The 20,286-nt window shown below is 56.7% G+C and carries 18 protein-coding genes; 6 read left to right on the top strand and 12 right to left on the bottom strand.

Features of this window, described 5'->3' with window-relative positions; all coding sequences use genetic code 11:
- Window positions 1-364 precede the first annotated feature (364 nt).
- From RXV88_RS18635 to RXV88_RS18610, 6 genes are all read left to right on the top strand, one after another.
- Entirely contained in the window at window positions 365-1,261 is an 897-nt protein-coding gene (locus RXV88_RS18635; protein ID WP_316295010.1) for a glycosyltransferase family 2 protein, read from the top strand.
- An 11-nt stretch (window positions 1,262-1,272) separates the two neighbouring features.
- Entirely contained in the window at window positions 1,273-1,962 is a 690-nt protein-coding gene (locus RXV88_RS18630; protein WP_316295009.1) for an acylneuraminate cytidylyltransferase family protein, read from the top strand.
- Window positions 1,963-1,988: 26 nt separating this feature from the next.
- Complete coding sequence (locus RXV88_RS18625; protein WP_316295008.1) at window positions 1,989-2,891, top strand: phosphoglycerate dehydrogenase; 903 nt, start codon at window positions 1,989-1,991, stop codon at window positions 2,889-2,891.
- Window positions 2,892-3,257: 366 nt separating this feature from the next.
- Window positions 3,258-4,595 (top strand): hypothetical protein, encoded by a 1,338-nt coding sequence (locus RXV88_RS18620; RefSeq protein ID WP_316295007.1) that lies wholly within the window; start codon window positions 3,258-3,260, stop codon window positions 4,593-4,595.
- 26 nt (window positions 4,596-4,621) lie between these two features.
- Entirely contained in the window at window positions 4,622-5,731 is a 1,110-nt protein-coding gene (locus RXV88_RS18615; protein WP_316295006.1) for a hypothetical protein, read from the top strand.
- A 72-nt stretch (window positions 5,732-5,803) separates the two neighbouring features.
- Window positions 5,804-6,561 (top strand): IS5 family transposase gene (locus tag RXV88_RS18610; protein ID WP_316295005.1). Its coding sequence is split into 2 segments (ribosomal slippage): window positions 5,804-6,128 and window positions 6,128-6,561, totalling 759 coding nucleotides; the frame shifts between segments, so codons are not numbered across the junction.
- Window positions 6,562-6,715: 154 nt separating this feature from the next.
- Here the strand turns inward: RXV88_RS18610 and RXV88_RS18605 are convergent.
- The 12 genes from RXV88_RS18605 to RXV88_RS18550 form a co-directional block, all read right to left on the bottom strand.
- Window positions 6,716-6,967, bottom strand: coding sequence for a hypothetical protein (locus RXV88_RS18605; RefSeq protein ID WP_316295004.1), 252 nt, complete (start codon window positions 6,965-6,967; stop codon window positions 6,716-6,718).
- The gene (locus RXV88_RS18600; RefSeq protein ID WP_316295003.1) at window positions 6,967-7,983 is read right to left on the bottom strand and encodes a glycosyltransferase family 4 protein; all 1,017 of its coding nucleotides are present in this window, start codon (window positions 7,981-7,983) and stop codon (window positions 6,967-6,969) included. Before RXV88_RS18600 ends, RXV88_RS18605 begins: the two co-directional genes overlap by 1 nt.
- 42 nt (window positions 7,984-8,025) lie before the next feature.
- On the bottom strand, window positions 8,026-8,985 hold the full coding sequence (locus RXV88_RS18595; RefSeq protein WP_316295002.1) for a glycosyltransferase family 2 protein: 960 nt from the start codon (window positions 8,983-8,985) through the stop codon (window positions 8,026-8,028).
- A gap of 132 nt (window positions 8,986-9,117) precedes the next feature.
- Entirely contained in the window at window positions 9,118-10,995 is a 1,878-nt protein-coding gene (locus RXV88_RS18590; protein ID WP_316295001.1) for a hypothetical protein, read from the bottom strand.
- A 544-nt stretch (window positions 10,996-11,539) separates the two neighbouring features.
- Window positions 11,540-13,378 (bottom strand): AAA family ATPase, encoded by a 1,839-nt coding sequence (locus RXV88_RS18585; protein ID WP_316295000.1) that lies wholly within the window; start codon window positions 13,376-13,378, stop codon window positions 11,540-11,542.
- Window positions 13,379-13,958: 580 nt separating this feature from the next.
- On the bottom strand, window positions 13,959-14,885 hold the full coding sequence (locus tag RXV88_RS18580) for a type II secretion system F family protein (RefSeq protein ID WP_316294999.1): 927 nt from the start codon (window positions 14,883-14,885) through the stop codon (window positions 13,959-13,961).
- Window positions 14,886-14,909: 24 nt separating this feature from the next.
- Window positions 14,910-15,842, bottom strand: coding sequence for a type II secretion system F family protein (locus RXV88_RS18575; RefSeq protein WP_316294998.1), 933 nt, complete (start codon window positions 15,840-15,842; stop codon window positions 14,910-14,912).
- Window positions 15,843-15,872: 30 nt separating this feature from the next.
- Entirely contained in the window at window positions 15,873-17,273 is a 1,401-nt protein-coding gene (locus RXV88_RS18570) for a CpaF family protein (protein ID WP_316294997.1), read from the bottom strand.
- Between the two features lie 18 nt (window positions 17,274-17,291).
- On the bottom strand, window positions 17,292-17,861 hold the full coding sequence (locus RXV88_RS18565) for a L,D-transpeptidase (RefSeq protein WP_316294996.1): 570 nt from the start codon (window positions 17,859-17,861) through the stop codon (window positions 17,292-17,294).
- Window positions 17,858-19,003 (bottom strand): hypothetical protein, encoded by a 1,146-nt coding sequence (locus tag RXV88_RS18560; protein ID WP_316294995.1) that lies wholly within the window; start codon window positions 19,001-19,003, stop codon window positions 17,858-17,860. Before RXV88_RS18560 ends, RXV88_RS18565 begins: the two co-directional genes overlap by 4 nt.
- Window positions 19,004-19,026: 23 nt before the next feature.
- The gene (locus tag RXV88_RS18555) at window positions 19,027-19,677 is read right to left on the bottom strand and encodes a TadE/TadG family type IV pilus assembly protein (RefSeq protein WP_316294994.1); all 651 of its coding nucleotides are present in this window, start codon (window positions 19,675-19,677) and stop codon (window positions 19,027-19,029) included.
- The gene (locus RXV88_RS18550) at window positions 19,671-20,282 is read right to left on the bottom strand and encodes a TadE/TadG family type IV pilus assembly protein (protein ID WP_316294993.1); all 612 of its coding nucleotides are present in this window, start codon (window positions 20,280-20,282) and stop codon (window positions 19,671-19,673) included. Before RXV88_RS18550 ends, RXV88_RS18555 begins: the two co-directional genes overlap by 7 nt.
- Window positions 20,283-20,286 lie beyond the last annotated feature (4 nt).

Below are 20,286 nucleotides of genomic sequence, written 5' to 3'. Positions count from 1 at the left end.
GATACTCGCCCACCTCAGAGCGCTTTGGACCGTCATCATCGGTTGGTTGTTCGCCGACCTGCACACGCCCAACACACGAAATCCCCGCCTTCAGTCCGCCTGAAGGTGTTGTTCAAACCCGACTAAGTGTCGTAAAAAATTTAGGCAAATGAAATTTAACGGCTTCATTTAGACGGATATTCTGGACGGAAAAAGAGATGATGGCTTCAAGATTAGCAGCGCCTTGAGCGCCGGCTGGGTATCCATTTTGCGACCCAGAGGCAACAGTTCGGAAACTTCCTCTTTGCCCCCTTTTTTATTGATGCAGTTGCTCTAGCCTTTACCCTTAAGGGGGATTTTCTCTTGACACGACGCGAGATCTGCTTTGGACGTCAGTATTATTATTCGCACCTATAATGAGTCGCGTTGGCTGGTCGAGGTTCTTGAAGCGATCGCCGGGCAAACATCAGACGTGTTGCACGAGACAATCATCGTCGATTCGGGATCGACGGATGACACTTTGATTATCGCTGAACGCCATGGTTGTCGCGTCGAGCACATCTCAAAGCCCGAATTCACCTTTGGACGTTCTTTGAATGTCGGCTGCGCGGCCGCGCGCGGAAATGTTCTGGTGTTCCTTTCTGGCCACTGCATTCCAGCAGTGCATGACTGGCTTGAGCGCCTCATTGAGCCGGTCGTCAACGGCACCGTGGCATATTCCTATGGACGACAGATGGGCAAGGAAGGCGTCTCTCGGTTTTCCGAACAAATGTTGTTCGAAAAATACTTCCCGGACCAATCGCAACTCCCGCAAGAGGGGTTCTTTTGCAACAACGCTAACGCCGCGTTGGCTGCTGGGGTCTGGCGTGATCATCCCTTTGATGAAGAAGTCACCGGGCTTGAGGATATTGCCTTGGCCAAGAACCTGGTCGCAAATGAGATGGCGATTGGTTATGTGGCCGAAGCACCGGTTATCCACATCCACGAAGAGACATGGGCACAAGTAAAGAACCGGTATGAGCGGGAGGCGATAGCGATGCAGCTGATCATGCCTGATATCTATTTCGGCTTCTTCGACTTTCTGTGGTTTACAGCTGCAGGCATCGGCCTGGACATCAAAGACGCGCTACGCCGTGACGAACTTCCGGGCATGGGTCGCATCGCGGTGTGGCCTGAGATTGCTCTTTTCCGGTATCACCAGTACTGGGGAACCTATCGCGGCAGCACAGCGTCGTTGCGACTGTCGAAGTTGCAGAAACAAAAATATTACTATCCACGCTGAAGGACGTCCCGATGACCAGAAAAACCGTTGCATTGGTGCCGATAAAGGCAAAAAGCGAGCGAGTGAGAGCGAAGAACTTCAAAACTTTCGCGGGACGTCCCTTGTTTCACTGGGTCATTTCGACCCTGTTGGCCATGGACGAGATCGAAGTTGTTGTGATCAATACTGATGCCGAGGATAAGCTGAAGGAGCATGGTCTAAATGAACTGGATGCCGGTAACAAGCTGCTACTCCGGCATCGAAGGGAGGAGATATGCGGTGATCATGTCTCGATGAATCTTGTTATTGCGGATGATCTGGCCGCCATCGAGGCCGACCGGTACGTCATGACACATGCGACGAACCCGCTGATATCCGCCAAAACGATTTCGTCCGCGTTGCAGGCTTATGACACATGCTTACGTGATGGAAGTGCCGACAGCCTATTCACCGTCAACCGGGTGCAGACGCGGTTCTACCGCGAAGATGGATCGGCCGTGAATCACGACCCGGACAACCTACTCCGTACCCAAGACCTCGAGCCGTGGTTCGAGGAGAACTCAAACCTCTATATCTTTGACAGGTCCAGCTTTACCGCAACCGGCGCGCGGATCGGAAAGGCGCCCTGCTTGTTCGAGTCGCCTAAGCTTGAATCTCTGGATATCGACAATGCCGAGGACTGGGTGCTTGCGGAGGCTCTTGCCATGCGGAGTTTGCCATGACGCGTGTATTGCTTACGTGCCCGCCGATGATTGGGATCGTTGACGAGCTCCGCGCCCGGTTTGATCGCGAGAGCATCGAGTTGTTCGTGCCAGAGTTTGTTCAGATTGTGCCCGAGGCGGAATTGATCGAGTTGGTGCCGATTTTTGATGGTTGGATTATCGGTGATGACCCGGCGACGGCGGCAGTGCTTGAGGCTGGCCATGCGGGATCGTTGCGCGCATGCGTCAAGTGGGGAGTTGGTACCGACAACGTTGATTTCGAGACGGCCCGGCGACTGGGCATTCCGGTGACCAATACGCCCGCGGCATTTGGCAACGAGGTGGCAGACGTCGCCATGAGTTACGTTGTCGGACTGGCGCGAGAGACCTTTGCGATTGACCGTGGCGTGCGAGCAGGCGGTTGGCCCAAACCGCGTGGCATTTCTCTAGCCGGACGGCTTGTTACGCTGGTGGGCTTTGGCGATATCGGTCAACAAACGGCGCGCAGGCTTCTGGCAGCAGAAATGGAGGTTCGGGTTGTCGATCCGTTTTTCTCCAATGCTGCGGCTTTGAGTGTCCAGCCGACAACGTGGCCACAGGCGATTAAAGATGCAGATTTTGTCGTTTTCACCTGTCCACTGACGCCGAACACGAAAGGAATGCTTAACTCTGACACGCTGCGACTGGCAAAGCCCGGGTTGCGGGTGGTGAACGTTGCCCGCGGACCGATTATTGATGAGGTCGCATTGGTTACAGCTCTGAGAGACGGCACCGTTCACTCTGCGGCGCTGGACGTCTTTGAGATCGAACCATTGCCAGAATCAAGCGCGCTGCGAGGATTCGACCGCTGCATATTAGGATCGCATAATGCATCGAACACGGAAGATGCAGTGCGACGCGTTTCCAACAGGGCCTCGGATTTCCTTATTGCCGCACTTGGGTCAACCTAGCGTCAGGACTTCGGCATAGGGTTCATAGTCGCCAATTGGTTTCAAGCATGAGCAATCGTACCGCTGACGGAACAATGGCACTCCGTCGATCCCAACGGCCATGTAGCGGCCTTTTTTGTAGGGTTTGTGGGAAGAATGCTTCGGTGCGTGGTGAGCGCAGTGGCTGCCAAACTGCATTGGTTCGAGGCAGTTCCGGTATGTCCAATATGATAGGCTTTCTCCGGTGATCTGGTGACGGACCTCGTTCATTGGCTACTCGGACAGCGTTGCAAGAAAACATCAAATCCCCTCAGCGCTCTCACAGTCTACCCTACTCAGTTGCGGCATAAACTCACTTAAATTATTTGATTCACTTCTCAACGGGATATGGGTATGCAGCAAGCGCCGTCAATCGGAACTATCGCCTCAGACATCGACAAGCAGCACACCGCTAGGGTCGTTGTGATCGACCAGACAGCCCCGACCGAAGACAGCGCTAGCGGGGCGATCAAACGTACCATTCTAAACGGCATCGAACGCGAAAACCTTCTAATCGTCTACGGTCGGCATGTGCCGGTTAGCCGGCTTACCATCCACGCAGGTCTCGACCCGGAATATGCGACTCGCCGCACCTATCGCTCAATCGATTCTGCGGTCTCGATCATCCGCGACTTCGATCCGCATCTCATCCTCTACCGTCCATTGCCCGAAAGCCCGATGCTTCATGAGCTAGCCTGCCACCTGGCCTTTGACGAACATATGCCTATAGCCCTGTGGTTCATGGACGATTGGCCAGCGCATCTGAAAGAGCACGACAAGGTGCTTCACGACCATCTGGTTACTGACATCATCCGTCTATGCGGCATGGCCCAAAGCTGCTTTGCCATCTCGCCCCAAATGGCCGCAGTCTTCCGCGACAGATACGGCGGGCCTGAGTACCACGTTGCACACAATGGAATTGACCCCCGTGATTGGGCCAGCCTCATAAAATCACCGCGACGCCCCGGCCCGGTTGTATTTCGCTATTCCGGCAATCTTGCATCGAACATGACACAAGATAGCATCCTGCGCCTAGCTCACGTCATCTCCGCTCTAGCCCGCGACGGCAATCCCGTGGCCTTGGAGGTCCGGACGCATCGTCATTGGCGGCATCTGAAAGACAAGTTCAGCGCCCTCCCAGGCGTGTCCTTCGAACAGATATCGCAAACCCAAGGAGAGTATCGACAATGGCTCTGTGATGCGGATGTTGGTGTAATTGGCTACAATTTCGACGAGATCACGGTTCGCTACACGCGCTTTTCCTTTGCCAACAAACTGCCCGAACTTCTGGCGGCTGGTTTGCCGATCCTAGCCATTGGCCCGCTTGAGATCGAGACAATTCGCTATCTTAAAGAGCACGACCTGGCAATCCTCGCATCCGACCCCTCATCCGAGACTCTTAAGACTGCTGTCAAGCATCTCGCCACAAACACTGCATTGCGTGAAACTCTGGCCGTGAGAGCAGCGCATCACGCACAGGAGTTCTTTGCAATTAACCGCACGCGTGCAAAGATGTGGCACGTAATTAACAGCGCGGCCACCACCAGAGCGAAGGGAAAGTCTGATGCGGTTGATTTGATGACGAAAGCTCGGCCCGGGTTTTGGGGGCGGGTCACTGAGACCCTATACGCAGATTTTATATCAATATTATTCAGACTGAACAATTTTCTTTTTAAACCGAAGTAACATATAATAACTAGGTAGTGAAAAATATGCCCAATACCGATACTAACCCCGTTATAACGCTGAACAAAAGAACCGCTTTTGTCCTCGGTAACGGCCCGTCGCTGAAAGGCATCGACCTACCTGCGCTAACCGGCCATATGTCCATCGGAATGAATGCTGCCTATCGGTATTGGGATCGAATCAATTGGCGGCCAACACATTACACCTGCCTCGATCTTGTTGTGGGTATTTCGCACAAGGAGGAAATTAGGCGGCTGATCCGTGAAGGTCGCGACGATGCTTTTCAGGGGCCCACCCCAATCGGTCGTTTCCTATTGCGTAGCAATTTAATCTCTGAACTTGGCGTCGATGCCGCGGATAGCAGAGTACTGAACTATGACGCGATAAGAATGTATACACCACTCTTTCAGATTGACCCAGTCACAACTGGCAGCCATGCGGTTCTGTGGGCGCATTTGGAGCGCGCAGATCCCATCATCATCATGGGCATCGACGGCAAGTATCGCGAAATTGTTGATGGCGCCAAACGAGGCAAAGGAATTGAGCTCGAAATTACGGAAAACAAAGACAATCCGAATTATTTCTTTTCCGGCTACCAGCAGGTTGGAGACCGCTACAACATCCCCAATCCTCGACCTAATTTGCACCTTTCTGCGTGGGAAAAAGTGGCTGAAACACTTTCTGAAAAAAATGTTCAAATCGCGAATGGAAACACCCGGTCCGAAGTTGCGTTCTTTCCCTACGTCGATTGCAATCAGTTGATCGAGGAAGGGTCCGCTCCACTTAGTCGCCCTCAGCAGTCGGTTATGTCGGAAAACTCGTCAGAGTCGGCACAGAACGCTCTATCCATAAAGATAAAGAATGCCCCGATCCGTCCCATCTTTTTGGTGACGCCTTTTCTGGCAGCGGTCGCCACCGGCCTGCTTTGGCTTGCCGGGGCAAGTGCGCTGGCAATCATGCTGCTTGCCGGTATGGTCGCGGCGACCATTTCCTTGCTTCTACACCTGCTAGGAACGTCCCTGCCGCGGTTGCGGACAAGACAGGCGAACGACGTATCGCTGGAGCTAGTGTTCTCCGAAGTCAGCCGGCAGCTGCAAGCACTCGAGCGCGAGCGCGTAAATGCAAAAGAGAATTAACTTTGTTAGGGTCAGGATGCATTGAATTCCCGAGCTCTGCGTGATTCACGGCTCCAAAAACGGAGCGGTGACATGAGCGATCTTTTCTGGCTGACTGACGCGCAGATGGCGCGTCTGAGGCCCTACTTTCCGAAGTCGCACGGCAAGCCCAGGGTCGACGACAGGCGGGTTTTGAGCGGGATTATCTTCATCAACCGCAATGGGTTAAGGTGGCGCGATGCCCCTGAAGCCTATGGCCCACACAAGACGCTATACAGTCGTTGGAAGCGCTGGAGCGAGAAAGGCATTTTCGCGCGGATGATGGTGGGTCTGGCTGCCGAGCACGGCGAACAGAAGACCGTGATGATCGACGCGACCTACCTGAAGGCACACCGAACGGCGACCAGCATGGCCGCCAAAAAGGGGGGCGCGGTCGTCTGATCGGTCGAACCAAAGGCGGCATGAACACCAAATTGCATGCCATCTGCGACAGCCAAGGACGTCCGCTCGACCTGTTCGTCACCGCCGGTCAGGTCAGCGATTACATCGGCGCGCGAGCGTTGCTCAGCAGTCTCCCAAAAGTCGACTGGCTGCTCGGGGACAGAGGCTACGACGCCAACTGGTTCAGAGAAGCGTTGAAAGACAAAGGGATACGCGCCTGTATCCCGGGTCGAAAGCAGCGCAAGACAACAGTGAAATACGACAAGCGCCGATACAAACGGCGCAACCGCATCGAGATCATGTTCGGCAGGCTCAAGGATTGGAGGCGCGTGGCGACGCGCTATGACCGCTGTCCGAAGGTCTTCCTCTCGGCCATCGCCCTCGCAGCAGTCGTCATCTACTGGTTATGAATCCTGACCCTTGGGTGCGCGACAGCAACTGGACAGAACACTCGGATTGTTTCGCAGTCATGAAGTTGAAGACCTCCGCGCTGCCACGTCGTTTTGTGCAAACCAAGCCGCTGCCCTTGAAAGTACATCTCATTCCTGGCGCAGATGCCTCACTTCACGGCGTAACCGGTGCAGCTTGGCCAGCTCGGCATTTTGTCAAAAGTGCATCGCGTTCGCAATCAATTGCGCCGGCCTGCTGGACCCAATCATGGATCGTTGGGGGGCAAGGCACATACTCCCGCGCCAGACTTTCAATACTGCGACCAGCTCGCGCCACCGCAACCAATTGCGCCTTGAATTCCGTCGGGGCGGGGTCCTCGTTCTTGGAATGCAAAACACTTTCCTTCATCAATGAAAAAGTGTCCATCAAACCCCGGGACTCCAGCATTGGAGATCGTAGAGCAGAGTTTCGAACGCTGCGACCCAACGGCGCTCGTCGAACCGCACCAGCGCGTGTTCCCGGGCCGCTTGTCGCATTTGGCGTAACCTCGGCCGATCGCCTGCCAGACGCAGGATCTCTGTCGCGAAGCCCGAGACGTCCTCGGCCCGGCAAGAGATTGCACAGCTTGGATTCACGATCTCCGAGACCGCGGTGCCTTCGGTACAAACCACCGGCAGACCGCAAGACAATGCCTCGGCCGCGGCTAGACCGAAACCTTCCGCCCGCGACGGAAATAACAGAAGATCAGCCTCTCGGTAAGCGTCGCGCACGCCGGCGCGATCCCGCGAGCCGGTGAACGTCGCCCCGGAGGGGATATCCGAGGGCTCCGGGCTTGGACCCACAAAGGTCAGCTGTACGCGCGTCCCCAGCTCAGCCATAACCCTTGCAATGAGGTCGATTCCCTTCCGCCGGCTCGGTTTGCCGACAAAGAGCAGCCTGATCGGACCCGAAGAGTCGCGTGGCGTCTGGCTTGGAGCAAAGAACTCCGTGTCGACCGCGTTCTCGATGACGGTGACGCCGTTAATGCCCAACAGGTCGCGCATGCTCCTGGCCACGTAATGACTGACCGCAACATTAATCTGTGCGCGTCTTGCGGCGGCCCGCTCCATTGGCGTTACGAAATGCGCGTGAAATTGCGATTGCGCGAAACTCTTGAATGGCGACAATACCGGATCCTGCACAACAAGGTGGCAGACCGATACCAAGGGCACCCCTCGCCTTGCAAAGGCCGCCGCTGTCCAGCTGTTTGCAATCACGGCGTCGGTTTCAGGCGGGATCGAAACCGGCGCCAGCCAAGGCGCATATTGAAAACCGTGCGCGATCTCGCTTAGCGTCACGGAGTGCCCGCGACGGGCCAACAATTCCGCCAGCCTTCGGGTCCAGATCTCGGCCCCGGTGCCGGTCCGGATCATCGGAAAAGACAGGTTCAGGCCTCGCTGCATCATGTGTTGACCTGGGTGCCTGCCTGCGAATTCGCCTCACGATCAGTCAAGTGCGTCCCGATCAATGTCCGCTTTCATCTGCCGATACCGGATTTCGGCCAGCAACACCCGGTTGGCGGCCACCATATCAGCCAACACGCCACCGATCAGCAGAACCATGCCGGTAACGATGAACGCCCCGCCGATAATCAATGATTGTAATTTGCCGCTGCCATCGCCCATCAGCCAGAACACAAGAAACCGCGCAAATGCTACAAAGCCTGGCAAAGCCGCGAAAAACGCGCAGGCGGCGAAAAACCGGAACGGTCGATAAAGGACCGAGACGCGCAAGATCGTCAACGTCGATTTCAGCACGTAGTCAGCGGAATTTCGGACCAACCGCGATGGTCGGGTCGGATCATTGACCTTTACCGGAACAGAGGCCACTGGGATGCCCAACCGCCCCGCCTGGATGAGCGTTTCCAACGTGTAGGTGTAGCGATTGAAAACATAAAGCTGCATCGCCGCGTCGCGGTGAAAGGCGCGAAATCCGCTGGGCGCGTCGGGAATGTCGAGCCCGGAGGCGCGCCGGACGACGGACGACCCAACCTTCTGAAGGAGACGCTTCACAGGAGAGAAATGCGCGATCTTCTTGATAGGCCGCGCACCGATCACAAGCTGCGCCCGGCCTTGCAGGATCGGCGCAGTCAAAGACGGGATCGCCTCTGCTCGGTACTGATTGTCGGCATCGGTGTTGACTATGACATCGGCTCCGCGCCTAAGCGCTGCTTCGAGCCCGGTCATGAACGCCTTGGCAAGTCCAGCATTATGATCGAGCCGAACCACGTGATCCACCCCGTTGGCGCGTGCAACATCTGACGTACCGTCGCTCGATCCATCATCGACAACCAGCCACTCGACAACATCGAACCCCTCCACTTCTCGCGGCAACTCCGAGAGTGTTTGGGGCAGGGTGTCCGCCTCGTTGAAACACGGGATCTGAATGACAAGCTTCAAGGTCAACAAGCCGGTTAATGGTTGCCAGCAGGTTTGCCAAGCTATTGTGACGGGTCAACCCATCTCGGCCAAACCGGGAAAAATAGCGCCGCACTGTTTCCGAATAGTCAAGTCGCGCCCCCAGCAGGGCCGTTCGTATCAATTCAAGGGCTCAATCCTGAAAAGCGGGCTCATCCACGCACTGTCTTCGAACACCCGCGTGGCACGCAAGTCCGGACGCTCGACAAGAAGTTGATCCTTCAGTTTCTCCGACTGAACGTAAACGACGTAACCAGCCGCGCGGGCAGCCTGGACCAGGCGCGGATCCATCTGGTCCGTAAATCTATCTCGCGCCGCTATCGGGTCTTGCCTGCGAATTTGAAACAGCATGGACTCGTACACCCGTGCGTAAAGGAAGCTGTTATTCGGAAGAGCCGCCATCACCGACTCGGCTTTGGCGTTGTAAAACCGGCGACCGATGTCCATCGGGAGGTCGTATCCATAGGTTCCAAAGAGGCTAAGCCAGACAGCCGCGGCAAAAGCTGTGTGAGTAAGCATTTTCCATAGTTGCGAAAGGTGTGAGAAAACCGCAGCGACCATCAGTGTTCCGCATGCATACAGGGGAAGTGAATGCTGTAACACAGCCGCGGCCGGAAAGGGCAGAACGCTAACGGCAGCCGCCATTGCAAAAACAACGACGACACCGCCACCGCACCACACAACCAAGAAACTTCGGGCTGAAATTTCCCCGATCCGAGATAATGCAATCGCGGAAAGAATACTGACGAAAGGTATTACCGGCAGGAAGTAGCGCATGTTTGCCGATCCGCCCCCATGCCAGGAAATGCGAGCGAACGGCAGGCTCCAGGTTACGATCAAAAGTGTGCAGACAATGAGGCCAAAACGTTCGGACGGGCGCAAGGGAAATACTGCGAGCGCCACAATGATCCCGATCCACGGCATGCTTTGCGCCACCGCCTTTTTGTACATGCTGAGAACGGTCAATGTGCCGTCCGGATGGCGCGTAACCTGGTGGCTGCGGTCGTCCAGAAGCCGCATATCGCCCCACAGTGTCGCCATGCCACGCAGGATGGCTCGCAATTCATCCTCTACCGGCCGGAACCATGGAACAAACATAACCGCGGCCAATCCAGCGATCAGCACAGCTGCGAACGGGATTGGCTTGAAACGAACCGGTCGGCGCCGTATCAGCAGGCAAATCGCGAGGAATACACCCATAGCCAAGGCCAAACCACCGTAGCTTTCAAGCGACGTTCCGCCGTTTGTCGACCCGTAGCTTGCAGGAAGAAACACACCGAATTTGAGCCAATTCAACCACGATGCCAGCAAGGCGCCCGGCAATGCGCCAGTCCCTGCCAAGGCAATAAGCTGTGCCGGTCGCGCCGCCCATACCAATATGATCGCCAACAACGCCGGCACCGCCAGAACCACGTCCACCCGCACCGACAGACCAAGACCCAGCACGCCTCCCGCAATCAAGGCGTCGCGCCGCCATGCCCGTGGGCGATGAACGGCTTTCAGCACGAGCCAAACTATGGCCAGCACGGCAGCGGTTGCCATGGCATGAGGCCACAACGCCTTAGCGTAGATCACCAGATAACTGCAAAGTGCGAACAGAACCGCAGCATGCGCGGCAACGCGCCTATCCTCGAATAGCAGAACCGAGATCTGGTGGGTCAGCCAAACGGCCAAGGCCGCAGCAATTGCACTCAGGGCCAACACACCCTTTAGGCCGGCGGCCCTGAAGATCGGTAGCAAAAAGTAGGACAGGCCCGAGGGATACTGCGAAACAACGCCCTCGGGTCCAACTTTCAAAAGGTCATTGAACAGAAGCGCCGGATGCTCGAACTGGGCATAGCCATTGTCTATGAACAGTCCCCCGTTCTGGCGCAAGACTTCGAGCGAGGCGTAGATCACCGTTTCGTCCGGCACCCAAAGCCCGGCGGGCAGCGCTACGACCAGTATCAGCCAAAGAGCCCCAAACGCCGCAGCCAGAAAGACGGGCCTATTGATCATGACGCCATGCCCTTCGCAACGCGATTGTCGTGTTGGCCCAGACTACTCTTGCCGATAAAAAAGAAGAGCAAACGAAGGACAAAATTAAAAATTGAGTGGCGGTGGGATTGTCCGGCACGCTATACCGACGTGCGGAACATGTCTATCGGTGCTATTCCTGCCTAGTGAGCACCCGACCCGACTGTGGAAATCGCGTCACATGCGAGACGTGCATTCACTCGTCACGCCCCCTTCTCCCACCGCCTATTTTTTTGCGCCTCGCCCTGCCCCGCGTTGAGCCCGGCCAGGCCACGGTCCAGTCGGAGCGAATCTAGGCCACCACATCATCTCCGAAAAACTGGTAGTCGTCGTTTTCGAAATCGACGGGGATCGTGCTCTCTTACTCGTCGATAGAGACAACCACGACGATACCCGGCGACTTCATCCGCTCCAGCATCCATTGGCAGAAAGCTCATACGCAGTCATTCGGCAAGGGCGTCGCAGGAATCTGCCGGAATCCGCTACGCATTGCCGCCGCAACGCGGCCGGAGACGGGAGGAGAAGACTATGCCAGCGGCTCAATCTCCAGCGTGGTCTTCTCGTGCCCAATGGTCGCGTCAACCACTGTGAAATCCTGTTGGATATCGTTTTCGAAAATCTCTCGCGCCAGAGAGTTGATGAAGTGCCTTTCAATCCGGTTGCCGATCCCGCGGCCACCTTCAAAGAAATTTTCTGTGCATATGGTTTGCAGCTTTTCGAAGGCCACGGCACCGACCGTCACGGTGATCCCGCGTTCGATCCGGACCGCCTCGAGCACTCTTTCGATAATGGCTCCGAAGATCGTCTGCGCGGCGGGGGCGGACAGGAAGTCGAATACGATGATGTTCTGGCCAATCCGGTTCAGAAGCTCCGGCCGCTGAAGCCGGACGCGGAAATGATCCTCGATCGACCTTCCGATTTTTAGGGCGAGCTCTTCGTGGCTGTCGGACGGCAGAACGTTCATCCCCATGTTGGAGACGCGCGATTCTTTGACGGTGCCGATATTGGAGGTGAAAATAATTAGGGATTCTGAGAAATGCGCGGTCGAGCCCCTTGAATCGGTCAACCGGCCGTCATCGAGGATCTGGAGGAACACATCGAGCGTGCGCGGATGGGCCTTTTCGACCTCGTCGAACAGGAAGACGCTGAATGGCCGGCGGTGAGCGGCGTTGACAAGTTCGCCGCCCCGTTCATGGCCCGGATGCCCTGGAGGCGCGCCAACCAACCGGGACACCGCGGTCTCCTCCATGAATTCGGACATATCGAAGCGATGGCAGGCCGCCTCATCGCCGAACAGAAGCTCTGTCACGGCCTTCGCAAGCTCGGTCTTGCCGACGCCGGTCGGTCCGGCAAGAAAGAGGATGCCACGGGGCTTGAGCTGCCGCGACCCCGATTGCGATCCCGACAGCCCGACGATCGAGCGGGCCAGAATGTCGGTCGTCTTGTCGATCGCGGCCTGCTGACCCTTGATCCGGCGTCCGAGGATGTCCTTGGCCATGCGCACGCGGTCGGCCAGGACCTTGGAATTCCAGGGGTTCCGCCGCATCCCGGTTCGGTAGACGCGGATCGCGTCAGATATCCGGGCAAGCGATATGCCCTCGGCGCGGGCGACCTTCGCGATGGAGCGCATCGCCAGAAGCGTCTCGCCGTCGCATCCCAGCGCGAATTGCTGCAGCTTGTCGTGATCGGGCGCGTCCCCGTTCGCGCAGCCGAGACCATAACGGTCGACGAGCTGGCCGGCATAGAGGAAGCGGTCTTCCAGATTTGGCAGTTCGACATGAATCTCCCGCAGGGCGGTATTCCCGATCCCGAACCAGTGCGGCACCCGCGCGGATTCGTCGACCATCCAGATCGTCGGGTTCTGAATGTCGCCTGACCCTTCCGCGCCCTGACGTTCGCGGGTGTTCTTGTCGATCTGAACAAAGAAGCGATCCCGTTCCTCCGGGTCGGAACGACCCAGGTGCGACGCGTAATCCATGATCAACGCAACGCGGGCGGTGGCGCTTTGGGAAACGGCAAGATGAACCCGCGCCAGTTCGGGCAGGCTCAGATCGGCGCGGCCCAGCGGCAGCTCGGCGTTCTTGAGGAGGCGTTCGACGTCGGGGGAAGGGGTGGTGTCGCACCGTAGGCCCGCAACCGGATCGTAGATCAGCAGTGTTTCGATACCTTGAGCGCTCAGCAGGCGCCTGACTACCCCGAAAAGATCGGCAAAGGTGGTTTCGGCGCCTTGAACGGTTGGAAAGATGTCGCGGATATTACCCGACAAGACCAGGTGCCGGGCATAGTTCCCGGCGGATGCGAGTTCGTCGAACCATGCAGGCGGATCGTGGGCGGGCAGATTCTTCGGAGAGGTCGACAAGGGCAAGTCAGGTGTTCCAGTGGCTCCTCGCCGCGGTGCGCCAAATGTGTCCCGCAGGGAAATTTCGATCAGATCGCCCCCAAACTAAAACGCCGCGGCCCGTCTGGCCACCGTCTTTTGCACGGTGTTTGCGGCTGAAATGATAGTTCTTTCGCGCACCTTTGGGGTGCTTTGGTGTCCAGAGGCGATCTTGCGAACAAAAGGACAGCAGTACGTCAAAGAAGAAATACGGCGCCGTCAACGCCAGGCCGACCTGCGCCGCGAGCAGCGGGCCGGAGGAAAAGAGCACTTGGAAGATCGCGTTTCTGCCGCCGGCAGCTCCGGCTGCAAATCAGAACGCCGAGCACCGCGAGGACGGTCTCGCGCGGGGCCTTGACCGCTTCGACGTCTATGGGGCTCAGGAGGGTTTTGGGGACGGTCAATCCGAGCATTGCGAAGGCGATTGAAATGAAGATGAAACTCGGACCCAGCGCGAAATTGATGGTCCTGATGGTAGAGACCTCGAACGCGAGAAGCGCTCAGGAAATCAGAAATGTCCCGAGGTGTCGCGAAACGGTCCGGCCGTTGGCCGCGTTTTACAACGGCTTCACTGCGGGGGGGTCAGGCCCGAGAGCGTCTTGAGAATGATCATCAGAATGGGAACCAGAACGATGATCAGGTTCACCGGAAACATGAATAGAGCCATTGGAAACAGCATCTTTACCGGGAGCGCGTTGGCCTTTTCCTCAGCGCGAAGAAGCCGCATGGTCCGCATTTCCTTGGCAAAAACCCGCAGCGTCTTGCTGATGCTCGCGCCGAGTTCCTGCGATTGCTTGAATAAGACCGCCAGCGTGCGGGCTTCCTCGAGATTGATGCGCCTCGAGAAGTTCTGAAGGGCTTCGTGCAGCGGTCGCCCGGCGCGGACTTCGAGGTTGATGATGCTCAGCTGCAGACCGAAATCGCGCGTGGTGGCCAGAAATTCGCGTGTGACCCGATCAAGCGCTGCCTCGATCCCAAGGCCGGCATCTACGCAGACCATCAGCAGATCCATGAAATCGGGAAAGAGTTTCTTGAATTCCCGTGTCCGCCGTTTTCCAATGTTTTCCAAAACTGCCGAGGAAAAAACGAAAACGATGGCGGACAGGATCATCGCCGCACTGAGTATCACAATGGTGCTCAACGATTCCAGCGTGGCCGACGCGCCGAACTGAACGGCCATGAACGTGACTGCGGCGGCGCACAGCCTGATCAGATTGAACTTCCAAATCGCCGATCTCGAAAAATAACCAGCCTGGACGAGCCGCATTCTCAGAGAGTTTGGGGATTCGTTCTGAACTACGTCCAGATAGTATTTCATATCTTCGTTTTCGCTGCCGAGAATGCGGTCGATTTCGGCATCAGTGACGGTACGCTTCCTCCGCGTGTTGTCGATATTTTGCGCAACTTCCCGGCGGCGGAGAACGTAATTCACGACCGTGAACACGATCAACAAGACCGCGACAAAGGTGCTGACCAGTACGATATTCGGGTTCACGTCTGCTGCTCCCTTCGCGCCGCGTCAGTAGTCGAAGTTCACGAGCCGCCGGATCACGATCATGCCAAAGAAGATCAAGATCAGGCAGCCGACAACGATGAACGTTCCATATCCGCTTTCCCAGACCAGATCGAAATAGGTGGGAACCATTGTTCTGAGCATGAAGAATAGCAGGAAGGGAAACACCAGCATGATCCACGCGGTGATCCGCCCCTCGGCCGAGATCGCCTTGATCTTGGCCTTGATGATAAGGCGGTCACGGATCATCTGGGACAGGTTCTCGAGAATTTCGGCAAGATTGCCACCGGTGCCGCGTTGAACGCTGACACTGACCGTCAGCATGTTCAACTCGGGTGCACCAACCCGGTCGTACATGTTCAGCATTGCCTGTTCGAGTTCCGAGCCGAAGGTCATCTGATCGCTCAGGATGCCGAATTCCGATCCGATCGGGTCCGGCATCTCACGCGCGACCAAAGCAATCGAGGTGGTCAGAGGGTGACCGGCATTCAGGCTGCGCACGATGATGTCGATCGCGGGTGAAAGCTGTTCGGTGAAGATCCTGATGCGCTTGTTTCTCAGGTAGCGCAGAACGAGGAACGCCAGCACGAACCCGATCGCCACGCCAAAAATTGGCTGAAGGACCGGATCCCGCGTTATGAACAGGAATGTGATGATATAGCCGATAATGCAGAATGCCGTGACATACAGAATCCGCTTTGCGAAATTGATTTCCAGACCTGTCTGCGCGACATACTGGTTGAACCAGGATCCAAGAGATTGCTGGCCGTCTCGCCCGCCCAGACCTCGACGTTTCAGAAGTTCTCCATAGGCCTCTTCGACACCCTTTTTTTCGCGCAGTCTTTCAAGACGGTTCCGGACGTCGCGTTTCGCGCGTCTAACGGAGGCGACCGCACGCAGCAGCGTGTCGAAGGCGAGAAGCGCCGATGCGAAGATCAACCCGTAAAATATCAGTGGATTATCGAACATCTATTCAAGCACTTTGGAAGGATCAAAAATCGAGCGGTCAAGGTGAAGGCCCATCGTTTCCATGTCGTCGAGGAAGGTTGGGCGGATCCCGGTCGCCCTGAATTCCCCGAGGATATTTCCATGGTCGTCGACGCCCAGGCGTTTGAACTTCATGATTTCCTGCAACTGAATGACATCGCCTTCCATTCCGGTGATCTCGGAAATCGAGGTGACGCGCCTGGTACCGTCTCTCATACGCTGAAGCTGAATAATCAGTTGCACGGCAGAGCTGATCTGGGACCGGATCGCCGACTGCGACATCGGCATACCCGCCATGCCGACCATTTGTTCTATCCGGCTTAGCGCGTCTCTGGGATTGTTGGCGTGGATCGTGGACATCGACCCTTCGTGGCCGGTGTTCATCGCCTGAAGCATGTCAAAGGCCTCCTGGCCTCGGACCTCACCGATGATAACTCGGTCCGGTCGCATCCGCAGTGCGTTTTTCACAAGGTCGCGCTGTACGATCTCATTGCGTCCATCCACGGTCGGAGGGCGCGTTTCAAGGCGCACGACGTGGGGCTGCTGCAATTGCAGTTCCGCGGCGTCTTCGATCGTGACGAGGCGCTCTTCATGCGGGATATATGCCGAAAGCGCGTTCAGCATGGTGGTCTTACCCGAGCCCGTACCGCCAGATACGATGGCTGAGACCTTGCTTTCCACCGCCGCGGCCAGCAATTCGGCCATGCCTTTCGCCAATGCCTTGGCATCGACCAGTTTTTTCAGCGAGTAGGGGCGTTTGGAAAATTTCCGAATGGACACCTGAGGACCATCCACGGCCACGGGGCGGATCGCGACGTTCACGCGCGAACCGTCCTGCAACCGCGCGTCAACAAGCGGCGAGGATTCATCCACACGCCGTCCCACCGCGGCAACGATCTTGTTCACGATCCGCATGAGGTGGGCTTCGTCCTTGAAGCGAACCTTGGTGCGTTCGATCACCCCGCGGCGTTCGATGAACACCGTCCCTGCGCCCACGATCAGGATATCCGAGATCGTATCGTCGGCGAGCAGGGGCTCGATGGGACCAAGACCCAGCATCTCGTCGCCAATATCCGAAATTAGCGAGTCGAGCTCCGCCGAATTCAGTGGGAAATTGTGCTCTTTCGCGTAAGCCCGGACCAAAGGCCTGAGTTCGGCGTGGATCTCGTCCTCTTCCATCGTGTCGAGGATCGAAAGGTTGATCTTGTCGAGAAGATAGCGGTGAAGAGCAACCCTTTCGGAAACGAAGTCGGGACCGTCGTGCGCCGGCTCGGCATGTTTCGTGTTTTCCGGTTCGGCCTTGAACGCGTCCAGGTTCAAAACCGTCGCTTCCGTCTTATTTTCGTTCTCCGGGGCGGATGTTCGGAAAAAACGGCCTGCCATCTGCTGCGCTCCTGCGTGTTAATGAACGACGACTTTTGTCCCAGGGCGGACCTTGTTGAACAATTCCATCACATCAGTATTTGTGAGCCTGAAACACCCAGATGTCTCGTACTCGCCGACGGTTCCCGCACTGTTCGTTCCGTGAATACGGTAGAGCGTATCACGCCCGTTCGAATAGAGATAAAGAGCGCGAGCCCCCAATGGGTTGTAAGGTCCGGGCGGCACATAATCCGGCAAGGACGGGTCGCGTTTGCGCATTTCCGCCGGAGGGCGCCACGCTGGCCATTCCTTCTTGCTCCCGACATATGTGGTTCCTGTCCACGAGAAGCCCTCTCGCCCGATCGAAACCTGATACTTTTCAGCCTTACCACCCGACAACACGCGCAGGAGTGTCCGGTCCTTGTTGGAAATGATGATCGTTCCGGGGGCCTCGCCGCCTGTGTACCGGACCAGACGCATCGTCCTTTCGCCATGCGTGCGCGGAACCTTCCGCAACGATTGCGCGTAGAGAGTGCCAGGACCACCGATCATGGAAAAGGCGATAAGTCCGTACAGGAAGGCGCGTCGATTATGTCTTTTCACACTCATTTTTCCACCTGTCCCATCATGTCCGCCGATTTCATGTATTTGGTCAGCACTTTCAGAAACTTCGCCCGCCCGGAGATCGAGCTTGGCAATACGCCACGGTCAACGGCTTCGCCGATCAGGCTTTCGTCCAGAGGAAGGTAGCCGAACGGTGTGTCGGGGAACAACTCCTTAAGCTTGCGCTTGGGCACACGTGAACCGAACAGGCTGCTCTTATGCTTGTTGAAGAAGACCTGAATCGGGAAGTTGGCACCTCGGAGCGACCTGAGGTGTTCGATAAGGTCCAGCGTGTGCTTGATCGCGGGCAGGTTCAATTCCGTTACAAGCGTGCAACTGTTGACCGCCGACAAGACATCGTCGCGCCATTCCGTTGCATAATAGGGGATGTCGAGGAAGGTGGTTCCGTGTTCGGCGGTGACTGCGTCCAAAAGCCGGAGTACCAATTCATAGCCGTTTATTTCGGTGTTCACCTCGGGCCGTTTGAACGAGTAAAGAAAGAATTTCCCCTCGTGTTTCTGCTGAATGACGCTGATGAACTCGGCGTCGATCCTGCGCGGTGCACTGGCCACGGTTCCGAGGTTGAATGTACTGACCATGTTGAGCACGTAGCCGCAGTTCCCGGTCGAAAAATCCAGGTCGATCAATGCAACGTCAGGCGATTTTCGCGACAGCTTGTTCGCGGCTATATCGGCCATATTGATTGCGACAGTCGTGGCGCCGGCCCCGCCAACACACGAGATGACGGCATGCACCTTGTTCGTCGTCACCCGGGTAACCCGGACCGCGCTTCGAATGCTGTCGAGTATTTCCTGGTCACTGAATGGCTTCTGCAGCCAGTCCTGAACATTGAACTTGAACAATTGCCGCATCGATTCAGGCGGCAGGTCCTCTGACAGCAGGATCAGCGGCGTTTCAGGCGCGCGCGCGCGGATCTCGGGAAAGATCAGAAGCTCGTCTTCGCCGAGATGGTCGATGTTGACCAGAATGAGATCGGCTGTCCCGGCGCTGGGTTCTTCCGCGATCTCGCTCGGGGAGATCTTCGTGATGATGAAACCGGGTTTCTTGTCGATTGTGTTCTCAAGATCCGCCGCTTTGGAGGACGAGCTGTTGACCAGCAGGATCCTGCTGAGTGGGGAAGTGTTCATGTTCGCGTCCAACCAAAATTCATTCAACACGCCGTTCGGCAATCGCTAAGATCTTCGCTGGTGATGGTCACAGCATTCGGTGGCATCGGCACATTGCTAAATGTGCCCCCGGTAAAATATTCCAAAAGGGCGCCTAGAAGGACAAACTCAAAAGTTTGATTTTTCAGTTCCAGGGTAATCGTTGTGACGGGTCCGGCGGGTCTTCCGACATACCCCAGACCAGCTCTTGAGTAGGTGACTTGCAAGTTTTCCGGTCGGATCCAGGGAGCAACGTCGCACACTCCGACCAGACGGTCGATGGCCGGTGTCGTCGGCTCGCAGGTGCCATCCCCGCCGGTCATCAGCCTATTCAACCGCGCACTGGGACAGGCCACCGGCGCACCAGCTCCGCAACCGGTGGAAGCAACCCCGGATGGGACGGGCTCCCCCTCACCGATTGTTCCGCCGAAATCTCCTAAGTCTTCGTAATCGTCGACGAGCGGCGTCGACACCGCAAGCAGGCGAGCGCCCACCTGCAGAGCTTTAACGGACTGGTTCCACTGCAAGACCAGGATGCCAAATTCGATCATGGCTGTGATCACCAGGAGGACGATGGGCATAATGATCAGTGCTTCCGTCATCGAAATGCCGTCTTCCGAGCGAATGAACGATCTGATGCGTTCCTTGCCTACCATCCGATATACCTCGTCGTATGGTAGTACCCGAGCGTCACGGCATCCCCGAGAATTGCAGCGTAAAGCGGTGAGCCCTGATAAAGCACCCGTCCTTCGACACTGACGAGACTATCCGCCGTCGGGGCGGTGGGCGGCGTCGCCGGCAAGATATCGAGTGTGGCTCCGGGCGCACCGTCATACCATCCGGGAACACGTAACGGGTTAGGATCGCCGAAAGCATCGACACTTCCACGCGGGTCGCCATAAAATGCGATGTTCCTAGCCGTTTGAATGCTGCAGGGCATGTAGGACGCGCCTTGGTCCGTGGGCCGGCAGCGCGCCCAATATCTGGCGGCGTCGCGGACGCCGTTCTGAAGTTGCTCCCGTTGCCACATCATGGTGCCGAATTCGAGTATGCCAATCGTAATGATAGTGAGAAGAGGAATCGCAAGAAGGGCTTCAACCCAGACCACGCCACGCTCGTCAGAAATGAACTTTTTCAAAAGGAAACGCATGTTTTGGCCGACTTCCCTTTGCAAAGGCCCGCGAACTTCGCCCGCAGGCGGCACACTTAAAAAACCGAAGCCAGTTTTGACGGCCCGCCGCGCCCGGCGAAGCCGTTCCACCGGG

It is taken from the genome of Aestuariicoccus sp. MJ-SS9, assembly GCF_032586235.1.
In the GTDB taxonomy this organism is placed as follows: Bacteria; Pseudomonadota; Alphaproteobacteria; order Rhodobacterales; family Rhodobacteraceae; genus Aestuariicoccus.
This window is presented reverse-complemented; position numbering and strand designations above follow the sequence as displayed.